Below are 1,147 nucleotides of genomic sequence, written 5' to 3'. Positions count from 1 at the left end.
TGTTTTGCTCATCGAGGACAGCAGCGAGATCAACTACGCGGCCAAGACCTCGCGCAAGCGAGGCCTCGGTCGCGTCGGCAAATGGCAAGGATGTCGGGCTGTTCGTGCATCCGGCGCTGGCCGTGGATGCTGCGGACGGCAGCGTTCTGGGCCTGGCGGCCGCCACGATCTGGCGGCGCCAGGCAAAGAAGGCGGATGACTACCAGGCGCTACCGATCGAAGACAAGGAAAGCTACAAATGGATTGCCGCANGCAGCGAGATCAACTACGCGGCCAAGACCTCGCGCAAGCGAGGCCTCGGTCGCGTCGGCAATGGCAAGGATGTCGGGCTGTTCGTGCATCCGGCGCTGGCCGTGGATGCCGCGGACGGCAGCGTTCTGGGCCTGGCCGCCGCCACGATCTGGCGGCGCCAGGCAAAGAAGGCGGATGACTACCAGGCGCTGCCGATCGAAGACAAGGAAAGCTACAAATGGATTGCCGCAGCCAAGGCGGCGCGCCAGGCGCTGACCGACACGCCGTTGGCCACCGTGATCGGCGACCGCGAGGCCGACATCTACGAAGTGTTTGCAAGGCTGCCCGACGAGCGCACCCATGTGCTCATCCGCGCCGTACGAGATCGGGCCTTGGGCAAGCAGGGCCGCCTGTTCGGCGCGATCGCCAAGACGCCGGAAGCCGGCCGCATCGCCTTCGAGCTGCGGGCACGTCCTGGCCGGCCGGCACGCAGCGTTGAGCTGGCCGTTCGCTTCGCCGAGGTGACCTTGCGCCAGCCGCGCCTTGGCGCCGATCGCCGCGATCCCTGCGAACGCACGCTCAACATGGTGGAAGTGCGCGAGATCGAGCCACCTTCGCCGAAGGAAGCGGTGATCTGGCGGCTGTTGACCACCCACACCGTCAAAACACTCGCCGATGCCTGCCAAATTGTCGATCTCTATCGCTCGCGCTGGAGCGTCGAACAGCTGTTTAGAACCATGAAGTCGCAGGCCATCGATCTGGAGGAAAGTCTGATCGCCGATGGCGATGCGCTCGAGCGCCTGGCCGCCGCCGCGTTGATTGTCGCCACCAGGGTCATGCAACTCGTGCACGGGCGCGGTGCGGCCGGCCAGGCCTTCAAGGCCGCTCGCCTCTTCAGCCCCACCGAGATCACTGT

Annotated in this window: 1 protein-coding gene; it reads left to right on the top strand. The window is 65.8% G+C overall.

What is annotated here, in order from left to right; all coding sequences use genetic code 11:
- Positions 1–104 precede the first annotated feature (104 nt).
- Positions 105–1,147: IS4 family transposase (locus CIT26_RS02320; RefSeq protein WP_095491066.1), on the top strand; the 1,043-nt coding region annotated here is incomplete at its 3' end.

The organism is Mesorhizobium temperatum (assembly GCF_002284575.1).
In the GTDB taxonomy this organism is placed as follows: Bacteria; Pseudomonadota; Alphaproteobacteria; order Rhizobiales; family Rhizobiaceae; genus Mesorhizobium; species Mesorhizobium temperatum.
This window is presented reverse-complemented; position numbering and strand designations above follow the sequence as displayed.